The organism is Burkholderia sp. 22PA0099 (assembly GCF_047497165.1).
In the GTDB taxonomy this organism is placed as follows: domain Bacteria; phylum Pseudomonadota; class Gammaproteobacteria; order Burkholderiales; family Burkholderiaceae; genus Burkholderia.
On record NZ_CP163164.1, the window covers coordinates 3,073,564 to 3,087,652 of the forward strand.

The 14,089-nt window shown below is 65.7% G+C and carries 13 protein-coding genes; 3 read left to right on the plus strand and 10 right to left on the minus strand.

Annotation, left to right across the window (positions count from 1 at the left end; all coding sequences use genetic code 11):
* Window positions 1-150 precede the first annotated feature (150 nt).
* The 7 genes from AB4851_RS13555 to AB4851_RS13585 form a co-directional block, all read right to left on the minus strand.
* Window positions 151-2,250: an ABC transporter permease subunit gene (locus AB4851_RS13555; RefSeq protein WP_414447632.1), complete on the minus strand. Its 2,100-nt coding sequence runs from the start codon at window positions 2,248-2,250 to the stop codon at window positions 151-153.
* 10 nt (window positions 2,251-2,260) lie between these two features.
* Complete coding sequence (locus AB4851_RS13560; protein WP_414447633.1) at window positions 2,261-3,784, minus strand: sugar ABC transporter ATP-binding protein; 1,524 nt, start codon at window positions 3,782-3,784, stop codon at window positions 2,261-2,263.
* A gap of 17 nt (window positions 3,785-3,801) precedes the next feature.
* Window positions 3,802-4,929 (minus strand): sugar ABC transporter substrate-binding protein, encoded by a 1,128-nt coding sequence (locus AB4851_RS13565; protein ID WP_414447634.1) that lies wholly within the window; start codon window positions 4,927-4,929, stop codon window positions 3,802-3,804.
* Window positions 4,930-4,969: 40 nt separating this feature from the next.
* Entirely contained in the window at window positions 4,970-5,749 is a 780-nt protein-coding gene (locus AB4851_RS13570; protein WP_414447635.1) for an N-acyl homoserine lactonase family protein, read from the minus strand.
* Window positions 5,750-5,845: 96 nt separating this feature from the next.
* Window positions 5,846-6,508, minus strand: a complete 663-nt coding sequence (locus AB4851_RS13575; RefSeq protein ID WP_414447636.1) for a GntR family transcriptional regulator — start codon at window positions 6,506-6,508, stop codon at window positions 5,846-5,848.
* Between the two features lie 405 nt (window positions 6,509-6,913).
* Entirely contained in the window at window positions 6,914-7,132 is a 219-nt protein-coding gene (locus tag AB4851_RS13580; protein WP_414447637.1) for a hypothetical protein, read from the minus strand.
* A 309-nt stretch (window positions 7,133-7,441) separates the two neighbouring features.
* The gene (locus AB4851_RS13585; RefSeq protein ID WP_414447638.1) at window positions 7,442-7,609 is read right to left on the minus strand and encodes a hypothetical protein; all 168 of its coding nucleotides are present in this window, start codon (window positions 7,607-7,609) and stop codon (window positions 7,442-7,444) included.
* A 43-nt stretch (window positions 7,610-7,652) separates the two neighbouring features.
* Here AB4851_RS13585 and AB4851_RS13590 point away from each other — a divergent pair, with 43 nt between their 5' ends.
* Window positions 7,653-8,552, plus strand: a complete 900-nt coding sequence (locus AB4851_RS13590) for a lipopolysaccharide biosynthesis protein (protein ID WP_414447639.1) — start codon at window positions 7,653-7,655, stop codon at window positions 8,550-8,552.
* A 280-nt stretch (window positions 8,553-8,832) separates the two neighbouring features.
* On the opposite strand, the gene AB4851_RS13595 is transcribed toward AB4851_RS13590, so the two are convergent.
* Window positions 8,833-9,726 carry a LysR family transcriptional regulator gene (locus AB4851_RS13595; RefSeq protein WP_414441918.1) on the minus strand — a complete coding sequence of 298 codons (894 nt, stop codon included), beginning with the start codon at window positions 9,724-9,726 and terminating at the stop codon, window positions 8,833-8,835.
* Between the two features lie 90 nt (window positions 9,727-9,816).
* Between AB4851_RS13595 and AB4851_RS13600 the strand changes: the two genes are divergently transcribed.
* Window positions 9,817-10,467: a 4-carboxy-4-hydroxy-2-oxoadipate aldolase/oxaloacetate decarboxylase gene (locus tag AB4851_RS13600; protein ID WP_414441917.1), complete on the plus strand. Its 651-nt coding sequence runs from the start codon at window positions 9,817-9,819 to the stop codon at window positions 10,465-10,467.
* Between the two features lie 50 nt (window positions 10,468-10,517).
* A complete protein-coding gene (locus AB4851_RS13605; RefSeq protein WP_414447640.1) occupies window positions 10,518-11,876 on the plus strand; it encodes an MFS transporter in 1,359 nt (452 codons plus the stop codon).
* A 212-nt stretch (window positions 11,877-12,088) separates the two neighbouring features.
* Here the strand turns inward: AB4851_RS13605 and AB4851_RS13610 are convergent, their stop codons facing one another.
* Together AB4851_RS13610 and AB4851_RS13615 are read right to left on the minus strand one after the other, a co-directional pair.
* Window positions 12,089-13,639, minus strand: a complete 1,551-nt coding sequence (locus tag AB4851_RS13610) for a methyl-accepting chemotaxis protein (RefSeq protein WP_414447641.1) — start codon at window positions 13,637-13,639, stop codon at window positions 12,089-12,091.
* Window positions 13,640-13,794: 155 nt separating this feature from the next.
* Window positions 13,795-14,031, minus strand: a complete 237-nt coding sequence (locus AB4851_RS13615; RefSeq protein WP_414447642.1) for a hypothetical protein — start codon at window positions 14,029-14,031, stop codon at window positions 13,795-13,797.
* Between the last annotated feature and the right edge of the window lie 58 nt (window positions 14,032-14,089).

Genomic DNA, 14,089 nt, shown 5'->3' on the forward strand with positions numbered 1-14,089 from the left:
TGGTGAATGACCAAGGCATCATCAAGCTTCCCACCATGGGAAGGTCAAGCGCCACGGCATCCCCTACAAAAAAATGCCGCCCGAAGGCGGCACCAAGAAACCCGGGGGGCTTGCTCCGGGTCCCGAGAGATCATCCAGTCACGCGTTCAATCAAGCGCGCTTGTCCCGCAACGTGATCACGGCGGCCAGCACCACCAGCCCGTTGATGATGTCGCGCACGGCCGGCGGCACGGTCGTGCCGGCGAGCAGCGTGCCGAGCGCGGTCAGCAGCAAGGCGCCGCCGAACACGCCGAGGTAATGCCCGCGCCCGCCGGTGATGAGCGCCCCGCCGACCACCACCACCGCGATCGACGGCAGCAAGTACGGATCGCCCATCCCGAGGAACGCCTGCGAGCTGAAGCCCGCGAGCAACACCCCGACCATCGCGGCGCACAGCCCCGACAGGCAATACACGGCGATCAACGTCGAACCGACCCGCACGCCGGACAGCTTCGCCGCCACCGGCGAATTGCCGACGGCATACACGCGGCGCCCGAACGGCGTGCGATGCAGCAACAGCAACGCCACCGCCAGAAACACCGGCACGCTCCACGCGGCCATCGACAGCGGCCCGACGTGCCCGTTCGTGAATGCGCTGATGGCGGACGGCGCCCAGCCCTGCGGCGAGCCGTTGCAATAGATCAGCGTCAGCCCTTGCAGCAAGCCGTTGGCCGCGAGCGTCACGACGATCGGCGGCAGCCCGAGCATGACCACGCCCACGCCGTTGAACACGCCCACCAGCAGCCCCACGCCGAGCACGGCCGGTACGGCCCACACGGCGGCCTCGTTCAGGCCGTGCGTGAGGCCCGTCAGCAACACGCCCGACAGCGTGATCAACCACGGCATCGACAAATCCAGCCCGCCGGTCAGGATCACCGCGCCCTGGCCGAGCCCGAGAATCGCGAGAAACAGCGTCAGCGTGAGCAGGCTGCTGTAGAAGTTGCCGCTGACCAGCACACCCGGCCCGTACACCACGCCGGTGATCGCGATGACCGCGATAAACAGCAGATACGCCGGCACCACGTACTTCACCCATTCGCGGTTGCGCTCGATCCAGTCGGCGATGGCGCGCCCTTTCAACTCGGTGTTCTCGATCGGCCGGAAATCGCTGACCTCGAACCTCACGTGCCGCACGTCGCGGCCGCTGCGGGCGCGCGTGCCGGTGCGCACCGCCTTCAGCCATTGCGCGGCATGGCGCAAGGTGGCGTGCGCGGCCGATTGCTTGCCGATCGACGAGCCGAGCACGGCGAGAATCAGGATCAGCGCTTCGGCAATGGTCGTGAAGAACGCGGACACGTTCAGCACCAGCAGGATGTTCACGGTGATCATCAGCGTCATCGCGGCGAACACGGTGCCGACGCTGCCGCCCCGCCCGCCGCCGAGCAAGGTGCCGCCGAGCACCACCGCCGTGAACATCGACAGCAGCAGCGGCCGGCCGACCAGCGGATCGGCGGAGCCGGTCTGCGCGGACACGTACAGGCCGGCGGCGGCGTAGAACATGCCGGCCAGCGCGTAGGTGGCGATGCGGTAGCGCGTCACGGGCATGCCGTTGGCGAACGCGCCGTCGGCGTCGCTGCCGATCGCGTACAGGCCGACGCCGAAGCGCGTGCGCCGCACGAACGACCAGATCAGCAGCGCGACGATCAGCACGCCGGCGGACATCGGCAGCCGATCGGGAATCAGGTCGGACGTGAGAAACGCGCCGAACTGCTCGCCGACGCTGCCGCCGGGCGTGTTCTGGATCAGCAGCGTCAGGCCCTGCACCATGAACATGGTCGCGAGCGTGACGACGATCGACTGCAGCCGAAACCATGCGATCAGCGCGCCGTTCAGCAGGCCGATGCCGCCGCCGATCGCGATGATCAACGCAGCGCCCAGCCACTGGTCGAGCGGCGACCCCTGCACGAACCGCACGGCGAGCACATTGGCCAGCGACACGACAGCGGACGCCGACAGGTCGAACCCGCCCGACAGCACGACGATGGTCTGCCCGATCGCGGCGAGCGCGAGCGTGGTGGCGCTGGAAATCACCGAGCCGACGTCGTACAGCCCCACCGGCGTGGCGGACAACGCGGCCCACGCGATCAGCATCGCCAGCAGCGCGCCGATCGCGATGATCAGCCCGCGATGGTGATCGATGCGCGCGCCCCAACCCGCCCGCGCGTCCGGTCCCGCCACCCCGCTGTCGGGAGATGCAACGGCAATCTTCATGACAAGCCTCTCAACTGGAAAGCATCTTGCGCATCACGTTTTCTTCCGTGAGCGCGTCGCCGGACAGCTCGCCGACATTGCGGCCGCGATACATCACCGAAACGCGGTCGCACACGTTGACGAGCTCGGGCACGTCGGTGGAATAGAACAGCACGGCGCCGCCGGCGGCGGCGAACGCGCGCATCAGCACGAAGATCTGGTGCTTGGTGCCCACGTCGATACCGCGCGTGGGATCGAACATCAGCCACACGCGGCTCTGGGTCAGCAGCCATTTCGCCATCGCGATCTTCTGCTGGTTGCCGCCCGAAAACGACAGGCACGGCTTGTAGAGCGCGCGCGGGTTCACTTCCATCTGCGCGAGCGAGCGCCGCACCGCCGCCTGCTCGCGCTTGCGGTCGATCAGGCCGAAGCGCGTGTAGCGGCCGATCACCGGCAACGACACGTTCTGGCTGCCCGGCAGCTTCAGGAACAAGCCCTCGGTCTTGCGATCCTCCGGCAGCAGGCTGGTGGCCACGCCGGCCTTCAGCGAATCGGCGGTGGAGGTCAGCGTGACGGGCTGGCCATCGATGCGGATCTCGCCGTCGTCGAGCCAGGCCGCACCGAACAGCGCCTCGAACAGCTCGCGCTGCCCCATCCCCTGCAACGCGGCGACGCCATGCACTTCGCCGGGTTGCAGCGCGAGATCGAACTCGCTGACGGCGCTGCCGACGCGAATGCCGCGCGCTGCGATCGCGGCGGGCTTCATGGCCCCTTCGCGCAGCGCCGGCGATGCGAGCTTCGGCGGATACTTCGCCTCCATCGAGCGGCCGATCACGAGCCGGATGACTTCGTCATCCGAAATATCGGCGGCATCGAACGCGCCGACATCGCGCCCGTTGCGGTACACGGTCAGGCTGTCGCAGAACTCGCGCACCTCCTGCATGCGGTGCGAGATGAACACGAACGTCACGCCGCTCGCCTTCAGTTCGTCGATGCGGCGCGACAGCCAGGCCACGTCGCGCCCGGACAGCGCGGAGGTCGGCTCGTCGAGCAGCAGCACCTGCGGCCCGCGCACGATGGCCTTCGCGATTTCGATCTTCTGCCGCACCGGCAGCGACAGATCGCGCACATACGCACCGGGCCGGATGTCGGACAGCTCCAGCCGGTCGAGCCATTCGGCCGCCTGGCGCTGCGCCTCGCGCTTCCTGATGCGGCCGAACAGGCCGGTGGGTTCGTACGACATCAGCAGGTTCTGCGCCACGGTCAGGTCGCGCACCAGGGTCATCTCCTGGAACGCGGTCTGCACGCCGGCCCGATGCGCGTCTTTCGGCCCGCGCATCGTCACCTCGCGGCCCATCACGCGGATCTGCCCTTGATCGGGCTGCATGAGGCCGGACAGCAGCTTGACGGTGGTGGACTTGCCCGCGCCGTTCTCGCCGAGCAGCGCGTGCACGGCGCCGCGCTTGACGCGGAACGACGCGCCGTCGAGCGCGACCGTCGCGCCGAAGCGCTTGGTCACGTCGTGCAGATCGATTGCCAGGGATGCGTCGTTCATGGTCGCGTCTCGCCGGCTCAGTCCTGCGTGCCGCTCAGCGCGGCGTTGAAGCCCACTTCACGGGTGTCGTCCGAGAAGATGTCGGCGAACCAGCCCGGCGGCACCTTGTCCGGCATGAACGCGGTGCAGCCGGCCTTCAGCTCCTCGAGGCTGCCCGTCTTGCACAGCTTCGATTGCGGCGTTTCGACCAGCGGCAGCTTCAGCGTGACGCGCTGCGGGAAATCCTTGCCGTCGAGCTTCTGCACGGCCAGCTTCAGCGCCATCGCGCCCGAGTACGGCGGTGCGCCGTACGAGATCGAGCGATAGCCGATCGAGCGGTACCCGCCCGGCCCCTTCACCTCGCCCGGCGGCAACATCTGCACGCGGTGGCCGTTCGACGATTCGCCCGCGCACGGCTTCACCTTGTTGTCGGGGATGCCGGCTTCGAGCTGCATCGACGCCGCCGTGAAGCAGCCGACCTGCATCCACAGGCCGTCGATCTTGTCCCAGCTATTGGTGGCGAGGATCTTCGACAGCTCGGTCTTGGCGGTGGCCTGGCTCCACATGCCGGTGCCTTCGGCGACCACCTTGATGCCCGGATATTTCGCGAACACGGCCTTGGCGGCGTCGGTGCGCGCGCGGTCCACCGAGGTGCCCGGCACGCCGTTGATCATCACCACGTTGCCCTTGCCGTTGATCGTCTTGGCCAGCCATTCGGCGGTGACGGTGCCGGCCTGATGCTGGTCGATCGTCACGTTGTGCGCGCAGGGTTCGGTCACTTCGCCGTCGTAGGCGGCCACCACCACGCCCTTCGAGCAGGCGTTCTTGATCGCGCGGTTCAGTGCGGTCGGCGAGATCGGGTAGAGGATGATCGCCTTCGCGCCGGCCTGCACCATCGAATTGATCTGCTGGATCTGCTTTTGCGCGTCGGTGCCGGCCACCTGCACTTCGAGATCGACCTTGTCCTTGAGCGCCGGCGTGTTGGCCATCGCCTTGATCATGTTGGTGGCTTCCGTCTGCCAGTCGTTGCCGACATAGCTCATCGACAGGAACACCTTGTACTTGCCCGCCGCCATCGCATTGCCCGACGCGGCCAGCGATGCCGCGACCGCCATGCCCAGCGCCACTCGGCCCGCATTCTTGATCGCAGTCCTGATTAATTTCATGTCTTCCTCCGGTTCTTCGTCATGGTCTTGCGAAATCGGTTTAGTCGGCGTTCCTGACGTGCGGCAGGCGCGCGCTCGCCGGCAGCGCGATGCCTGCGCTGCCCGGCACCACGTTCGGGTCGTGGCCGGGAATCACGAAATCGGCGATCTGGCGAATGCGCGCGAGCGAAGTCATTTCGGCCAGCGTTTCGTGCACGATGCCTACCGGCACCAGATCGACGATGTTTTCCATGCAGTTCGCGCAATCGCCCGCGATCAGCACCACGCCCGCCTCGGTATCCACGGCCACCGACTGGTGCCCCGGCGTGTGGCCCGGCGTGGGCACCACTCGCACGCCCGGCACGATGTCGGCCACGCCGTGCACGAACTGCCAGCGGAAATAGGCAAGCGGCTCGCGGCCGATCAGGAATTCCTGGTAATAGGTGGCCTGCGTCGGCAGCGGATGGCCGGCGTATTCCCATTCCTTCGCCTGCACGATGAAGCGCGCGTTCCTGAACAGCGTGTTGCCGCCCGAATGGTCGTAGTGCAGATGCGTGTTGATGACGATGTCGACCTCGTCGGCCTGCCAGCCCACGTATTCCTTCAGCGCGCGTTCGAGCCGCTCCTCCGGCGCCTGGTCGCACGGGCACACGAAATTCGAGACCCAGCCCGGATCGTGGATGCCGGTATCGACGACGATCTTCTTGCTCGCACCGACGATGGCCGTGGACCACACCGGCACCCGCATCTGCTGGCCGAAGCCGCGCCCGTATACCTGCGACGAGCGATCGACGGTCAGCCAGCCGGTGGGCATCGCCACCACCTTCAGCTTCGCGCTCATGCCGCGGCCCCGCTCGTCGGCGGCACGTGGCCGGCCGGGTTCGATTCGATGTGAAGCATCGTCATGGTGGGTCTCCGTGTCAGGGGTCGAATCGTGTCAGGCATGCGCCTGGTCCAGGCCACCGCCGCTGTCGGCGTTGCGCAGGCGCTCCTGCAGGTCGGCGGCGGCATCGCCGATGTCCTCCTCGATGCCGGCGCGCGCGCCCTCCCCGTCGCCACGCCACAGCGCTTCGACGATATGGCGGTGCGCCGTCATCGAGCGGCGCATGTGCGGAATGTCGGGGGCCACCAGGTTCAGGAACGGGCCGATGCGCATCCAGAGGTTGCGGATCGTCGAGAGCGTGATGTCGCTCGCGCCGTGCGTGTAGATCGCGATATGGAACGTGAAATTGCTGCGCAGGTAGGCCGGCACGTCGCCGGCTTCGACGTGCGCATCCATCTCGTCGAAGATGGTTTGCAGTTCGGTCAGATGTTCGCGCGTCATGCGCGTGGCGGCCCGCCTGGCGACCGCGCCTTCGAGCGCGATGCGCACGTCGCGCAGTTCGTCGAGCAACTCGAACGTCATCGGCGGCACCATCAGCGCGCGGCCAGGGCCGTCGATCAAGGCGCCCTCGGCCTGCAGGCGCGTGAGCGCCGCGCGCACCGGCATGGTGGACGAACCCACCGCCTCGGCCACGCTGCGCAGGCTCAACAACTGCCCCGGCGCGAAGCGGCCGGTCATGATCGCTTCCCGGAGTTGGGCGTAAACGCGGCCCGCCATCGTTTCTCGCGCCACGAGTTCGAGTGCCGGCAAATCCGATGTCGTGCGCGTTGCCACTGCTGCCCCTCCGTCCGAATTAAGCGTGTGATTCAGAGCTGCGATCTGTGATCACACTGCACGGAGCGAAGTTTGGAAGCTGTGCAAGCGGGCGTCAACCGCTATTGCCTAGGTGAAAACACGCAGCGTTGTTCAGGATGCCGGAATGTTTTTCGTGCTCACGAAGGCAAGGTCCGGATCGGTTTTGGAGGGAGGTATCCGCGCACTGTTTTGGGGATGATATGACAGCCATATGAAGCTGATTCGGTTCAATTCAAAGGCGCAGGTTTCTTTATATATTCAGTGTTGCTTATCGATTATCAAAGCATGAAATCTTGAATTGGTAATATTTACTCTATTGGATAATATTTAAGTCAATCCAATTCTTTCTGGTTGCCTACAATGCAATCTCGCCCTTTTTTCAAGGAACAAAATTGCCGAGATTTTGGCATCCGCCGCGTGGCTGGCCAACGCGCGAAATTCATCCTCGCCGAGTCTCGATTCTGCAACGGAAATTTTTTCAAAAATAAAAATCATGTCACTGATTTTATTGAATAAATTTATTCGAACGACAGCTTGAGTCTTCACGGTAAATCATCGTGGAATTGGCTTCGTCCGACTTCGTTTAAGTGCATAAAAAATCCCTCCAACCAATTCGCAACTCCATCAATTCATTCAATCCGGCAGTCATCATTTAATCCATAAATTACCGCATAATCATCGTTACATTTTGATACTAAAGGCAAAATAAAAGCCCCCTACAATGTGCGCTCCCGTACTTACATCGGAAATAATTGCAGTGCCGAAACTCACTCTCCTCTCAAAATCAGCCGATATCGGCAATAATTCCTCCAACGCTACGGAATCCTCTACAAAGTCACGTCGCAGCTTCCTCTCCTACATGCTGGCCGGCGCCGGTGGCCTGACCCTCGCCGGCTGCGGCGGCGCCAGCGACGCGGCCGAACGCTGGCCGCACTCGCAGCGCACGCCCACTAGCTCCACCACCACCTCGAGCAGCAGCACCACGACGCCGCCGGCCACCTCGGCATCGACGTCGACTTCCACGTCGACGTCGAGCGCCCCGTTCTTCTACGGCCTCAACGGGCACATGGCCTACAACTCGGGCATTTATCACACGCTGTCCGCCGCCGCGCAGCTCGCGATGATCAAGGACCTGGGCGCGACGATGTACCGGTGCGACGTGGCCGGCTCCGACATGGCGAAGGTGCTCGCCACCGCGCTCACCGGCCCGTTCGCAAAAAGCGGCGTGTCGATCTTCCCGGTGCTCAACCCGAGCTCGGCCGGTTGGAGCACCTCGCTCAGCGAATCGGCCGCCTATACGCTCGGCTACAACCTCGGCACCAGCGTGACCACGCCGCTGAAGGGCCTGGTGTCGTACATCGAGTGCGGCAACGAACTCGACGTGCCGGTGGTGAACAACGGCGACGGCAGCAACACCATCAACTACAACCCGGCGGCCTGGCCCGCATTCCGTGGCGTGATTCGCGGCATGATCGATGGCGTCAAGGCGATCGATTCGAGCATCAAGGTGGGTGTGAACGTCGGCATTCCGCTCGCGTATCGCGCGTTGCAGATGCTGTGGAGCGGCATCACGCCGAACGGCACCACCAACGGCGTGACCGGCGCGGCTTCGGTTCGCTGGGACATCACCTGCTATCACTGGTACGAAAGCTCGGGCGATATCGTCTGCGGCTGGCGCAACAACGCCTGCTACGACGTGCTGCAGGCGCTCAAGGATTCGTTCGGGGTACCGATCTTCCTGACGGAATGGGGCTGGACCGGCCCGATCGACACCGCGACCCAGCAGGCAGCCTACGTCACCCGCGCGTTGACCGAGTACAAGTCGATCAAGGACAAGTACAACATCCAGTCGGTCATGATGTACGCGATGATCGACGACCAGTACGGCCTCGTGAAATCGGACGGCGTCACCAAGCTGCCCGCCTACTCGGCGTTCAAGAGCTTCGTCGCAGCCAACCCGGTGTAACGGGTCGAGCACGATCCGGCATGAGCGGGCCGCCGCGGCGCCCGTCTCATGCCGATTCGATCGTGAAATTCGCAGCCGCGTAGAGCGCGCTGCAACTCCAGATTTCCTCGTCGTCGCGGGTGAACGTCGCCCAGCCGTCCTTCACGTGCATGAGCGCGTGCGGGAACCGGGCGATGCCCGTTCGCGGCGGCCGACAGCGCGTTGCGCTCGCGGCAGGTGGCGCGATAGGCGCCGTCGGGAAGGGGATGCGTGGTCATGGCCTTGCCATCCTGTATCGAACTCATTCGTTGCGCATCGACAGCAGGCTGTCGCGAAACGTCTCCACCAGCCGGTTGTCGTCGCGCGCCCGCGTGATGGTCACCAGCTTGGTCCGCAGCTCGAAGCCCTTCACCGGCAGGAAACGCACGTCGCGCCGGTTGTTCTTGGCCGTCGAGCGCCCCACCAGCGTCATGCCCAGCCCCGCGCCCACCAGCGCCAGCGCGGTGTGGATCTCGATCGCGTCGTGCCCGGCGCGCGGCTCGCCGCCGGCGGCCTTCAGGGCGGTCAGCAACTGCTGGCCGAACGGGCTGCGCGCGTCCTTCGGATAGTGAATGAACGGCAGCCGAGACAGCTCGGCTGCCGTCACCGAGCGCTGCCGCGCCAGCGCGTCGCCGATCGGCACGGCCGCCACGAACGGCTCGTCGAGCATCACCGTGTAGACCAGGTCCGGGCTGGTGTCTAGCGGGCCGATGAAGCGCGAGATGCCGATGTCGATGCGCCCCTGCCGCAAGCGCTCGGGCTGGTATTCGGACAGCGCCTCGACCAGATCCAGATGCACGTCCGGGCAGCCCTCGCGAAAGCGCCGCACCGCCGCCGGCAGCACCGAATACGCCACCGACCGCACGAAACCGATGCCGAGCCAGCCGCGCTGGCCCGAGGCGATGCCGCGCGCCTCGTCGTCGAGCCGGCCTGCATGCGACAGCAATTCCTTGGCGCGCGGATAGAAATACTTGCCGAGCGAGGTCAGCTCCATCGGCCGGCGCGAACGGTCGAACAGCTCGCCGCCGAGGTGGGCCTCGAGCTGCGACAACTGCATGCTGATGGCGGTGGGCGCGATGTGCAACGCCTCCGCCGCGCCGGTGGCGCTGCCGGCTTCCACCACGGCGCAGAAATAGCGAACCTGTCGAAGATTCATTTTTATTGAACTTAAGCTCAAAAAACGCTGATTGATAGCGGTGGAACTTTAACTAAAACTGGCATGGCCTACAAACTTCGCAGAACGAACATGAGCCGTCACGAGCCCTCCACCGATCCGATCGCGGCGCTGCGCGCCCTCGGCAGCGCCACCGTCTACGAAGCCCAGGGCGCCTACGGCGCGCTCGACAGCGGCATCAAGCCGATCCATCCGTCGATGTGCGTGGCCGGGCCGGCCGTCACGGTCGACATCCGCCCGGGGGACAACCTGATGCTCCATTACGCGATGCTCAAGGTGCAGCCGGGCGACGTGCTGGTGGTCGACGCGAAAGGCTTCCTCGAAGCCGGCCCGTGGGGCGACGTGTTTACCGAACTGGCGCTGCACAAGGGGCTGGCCGGCCTCGTCATGCACGGCGCGGTGCGCGACGCGCGCACCATCATCGAGATGGGTTTTCCGGTGTTCGCGCGCGGCCTCTGCATCAAGGGCACCGGCAAGAACCAGCCGGGCCGGCTCAACGTGCCGGTCACGATCGGCGACGTGCAGATCCAGCCGGGCGACATCGTGGTCGGCGACATCGACGGCGTGGTGGTGGTGCCGCGGCACGACGTCGAGCGCGTGGTGCAGGTCAGCCAGGCGCGCGAGGACAAGGAACTGGCGTTTCGCCAGCAAATTCGCGAAGGCGCGACCACGGTCGAACTGCTCGGGCTGGAGGCGACGCTGCGCCGCTTCGACCTGACCTAGCGCCTGCGCCGGGCAGCACCGACAACACCATGAACACGGAGCGAGACACCATGAGAAAAGACAGCAGCCTGGCCGCGCCGGGCGCCCTGGCCGATGCGGCGCGCCCCACCCGCTACCGCTGGGTGGTCGCCACCCTGTTCTTCCTGATCTACACGGTGGCGGCGGCGGATCGCGCCAACCTCGGCATCGCGCTGCCGTTCCTGCGCAAGGAATTCGCGATGAGCAACGCCGAAGCGGGCGCGCTGGTCAGTGTGTTCCTGATCGCCTACGCATTCGCGCAGTTGCCGTCGGCCTGGCTCATCTCGCGTTTCGGCGTGCGCCGCGTGCTGCCCGTTTCGATGATCCTGACGTCGATCGCCACCGCGCTCACGGGCGTGGCCGGCTCGCTGCTTTCGCTCAAGCTGTGCCGCCTCGCGCTCGGTTTCGCCGAGGGGCCGCTGCCGCTCGGCATCGCCGCCACCATCAATGGCTGGTTCCCGGCCAGGGAGAAAGGCACGGCGTCGGGCATCTTTCTCTCGGCCGTGAAGTTCGGCCCGGTCATCACGCCGATCCTCGGCGCGGCGATCATCGGCACCTGGGGCTGGCAGGCGATCTTCCTGGTGTTCGCGCTGCCGGGCGTGCTGTTCTCGATCGTCTGGTACGCGATGGTGGCCGACAAGCCCGCCGACAGCCGCGCCGTCAATCGCGCGGAGCGCGAGCTGATCGATGCGGGCAGCCCGCAGGCCGGCACGCCGATGCGCATCGAGCGCACCCGCGCGATGCCGTGGCTCGACCGGCTCACGCGCGTGCGCAGCGAGCCGCCGCTGGCCTCGACGCGCGCCGTGATCACGTCCTGGAACGTGTATGGCTGCGCGCTCGGCTATTGCTGCCAGTTGGGCATTTCGAGCGTGATGCTGGCGTGGATTCCCACCTATCTGCTGACCGTCAAGAAGTTCAGCGTGACCGGCACCGGCTTCGTGGCGGCCGCGCCTTGGGTGGGCGCGGTGGTGGGCAACATCCTCGGCGGCTGGCTGTCGGACCGCGTATTCGGCAAGCGCCGCAAGCCCGGCATGATGTTCTCGGCGGTGGCCACCGCGCTGATGATGGTGGTGCTGATCCGCACGCCGGCCTCGCCGCTGTTGTACGGATTCCTGATCTTCACGGCAGGCGTGGCGTTGAGCATCGGCTTCTCGGCGTACATGGTGTATCCGACCGCGTTCGTGGCGAAGGCGCAGTTCCCGCTGGCCAACGCGATCGTCAACATGGGCGGCCAGCTAGGCGGCGCAGCCACGCCGTTCATCGCCGGGCTGCTGCTCGATCACTACGGCTGGGATCATGTGTTCGGCTTCATGTCGGCGATCTCGGCGCTGGCCTTCGTGTTGCTGCTGACGATCTCGGAGCCGTTGGATACCGAGCCGGTGCGACGCTGAATGGGTGCGGCGGGGGCGGCGTCAGGGGTGCCGCATCGCCTCGCGCCTGCCGCGGATCTAACCGCATCTTGCCGGGACGACAACAACGCTGCTTCCAATTAGCGCTCCTGCATTCCCAGCGAGCGAGCCGCAGATCAAACGGCCGCGTGCCTACACGACGACAATGCCGCTCCGAGCCGGCACGCCCGCATCGCCGCCAAACCCGCCACCGATCAAACCGCCGCGAGCCTGAACGACGACACCGCCGCCTCCAGCTGACGCGCCTGCGTCTCCAGCGAACCGGCCGCCGCCGCGGCCTGCTCGACGAGCGCCGCGTTCTGCTGCGTGACCTGCTCCATCTGCGCGACCGCCTGCCCGATCTGCACGATGCCGCTGGCCTGCTCGCTCGATTCGGCCGAAATCTCCTGCACGATGCCGGCCACGCGGCGCACCGCCTCGACCGTCTCGGTGATCGCCGTGCCCGCCTGCGCCACCTGCGCGTTGCCGGCCTGCACGCGGCCGAGCGAGGCGTCGATCAGTTCGCGGATCTCGCGCGCCGCACCCGCGCTGCGTTGCGCCAGCACGCGCACTTCGCCGGCCACCACTGCGAAGCCACGGCCCTGTTCGCCCGCGCGCGCCGCTTCCACCGCCGCGTTGAGCGCGAGGATGTTGGTCTGAAACGCGATGCCGTCGATCGTGCCGATGATGTCGGCCATGCGCGTCGAGCCGGTGCTGATCTCGTTCATGGTCGTCACCACGCTGCCCACCATGTCGCCGCCGCGCGTGGCCAGTTGCGCCGCCTCGCTGGCGAGCGAGCTGGCGGTGCGGGCGTTGTCGGCGTTGCGCGTCACGGTGTCGGTCAGCTCCTTCATGCTGGCGGCGGTTTCCTCCAGCGCGGCCGATTGCTCCTCGGTGCGCGACGACAGATCGAGGTTGCCCGCCGCGATTTCCTTCGCCCCCACGTTGACCGAATCCGAACTGCTCAACACCTGACGCACGGTGCGCGTCAGACCCGACTGCATCCGTGCGATGGCGGCCAGCAGGCGGCCGACCTCGTTGTTGCCGCCGGCCGGGATCGACAGATCGAGGTCGCCGTCGGCCACCTTGCCGAGCAGTTGCGCCGCGTCTTCCAGCGGCCGCACCACGTTCCTGCGCAGTGCGAAATGCACGGCCACCACCAGCGCCAGCGCGATCGCCACGCCGATCACCACCAGCGCCAGCACGATCTGGTAGCGCGCCGCTTCCTGCTCGGCCTCGTCCTGCGCGAGCTGGTTGGCCTGCTTCTGGAAGCGTTCGAGCGCAACCGAATAGGCCGCGCCCGAGGTGGTGATGTCGGTGGCGTTGAGCGCCGAATACTTGGTGGGATCGTTGGCGCGCAGCGCGTCGAGCCCGGCCTGCACGGTGGCCGTGTGCGCGCGGCCCAGTTGCACGATGTCCTGCAGCAGCGCGGCGTCCTGGCCGTCGATCGGCTTGGCGTCGGCGAACGCCTTCAGCTCCGTGCTCGACTTGTCGATGCTGCCCTGCCCGCTGTCGATCGCCGCGGTGTTGACGCTCGATTGCTCGCGTGCCGTGCTGTAGGCACGCACCAGCGCGCTGCGGGCGCGCGTCATGTCCTTATAAGCGTCGTTCAGCAGGATCACGCGCGACGAGATCGCATGGACCCGATTCGTCGAATGATTGGCCGCGTGCAGCGAGACGACGCCGGCCACCCCGCCGACCACGATCATCGTGCCGAACAACGCGAGGATGAACAGCAAGCCGGTACGGATGCTGACGTTTTTCATGCTGTGGTTTTCCCCTGGATGCAATTTTTTTACGTATTCCTCCGACGAACGCGCTGCTCCCCCGCTCGTACGGATTACCTTCAGTTTTCGACAGGTCCGACGGCAACTTGAGCGTGCGACGAACGTGCTGCGCCCGCCATCGCCGACTTGTCCGATCACGCGTTGCCGGCGCCGCTGCGAGGCTGGCCGGTGCGCTGTCGTATCCTGCATTTTTCGTCGTTTTCAACGTCGGACATCATATATGTTGAGGCATTTTTTGGCAGATTTTTTGCATGCCCAAAATGATCGTCAGTGCCACGACGCAACAGTCGAAAATTCCGGAAAATCAGCGATGATTCCTTTCCAGTCTTGCCTTTCAGCCCCATCCATCCTAGGGAATGCACGGACATCATGGCTGCCGCATCGTGCTTATTATCATCGTGTCATCGTATGACACCAGCCATTGCAGCA